Annotated in this window: 1 protein-coding gene; it reads right to left on the reverse strand. The window is 63.5% G+C overall.

Annotated features, from left to right (window positions below; genetic code table 11):
- Nucleotides 1-284, reverse strand: a 284-nt coding sequence (locus QWI17_RS16690; RefSeq protein ID WP_302723661.1) for a translation initiation factor Sui1, incomplete at its 3' end; no start/stop codon positions are given.
- Nucleotides 285-323 lie beyond the last annotated feature (39 nt).

A 323-nucleotide genomic window follows, 5' to 3' on the forward strand; every position in this document is an offset into this window, starting at 1 on the left:
CCATCCTTCAACGCGCCACCGGTACCGCAACGGCGCTTCAGGGTGGTGGCCAGCTCCTTGAGCTGATCGGGCGGCAACGGCACACCGGTGACGGTGGTCACGGTCTTGCCGCCGCGGCCTTTGCTTTCACGGCGCACACGGGCAATGCCATCGCCTTCGGGGATGACCTGCTGCTTGCAGGTACAGGCATCCACCGGCTGGCCACAGTCGGGGCAATGCCGACCGGCGTCGGTGGAGTAAACGAGACCGCCAAGGGCGGCGAAAGAAGAAGCTTTCTTGGCCACTTTTGTTCCTCGGTGCAGAGGACAAAAACTGGTCGTACC

The sequence above is a fragment of the Gilvimarinus gilvus genome, from assembly GCF_030518155.1.
Taxonomy (GTDB): Bacteria; Pseudomonadota; Gammaproteobacteria; order Pseudomonadales; family Cellvibrionaceae; genus Gilvimarinus; species Gilvimarinus gilvus.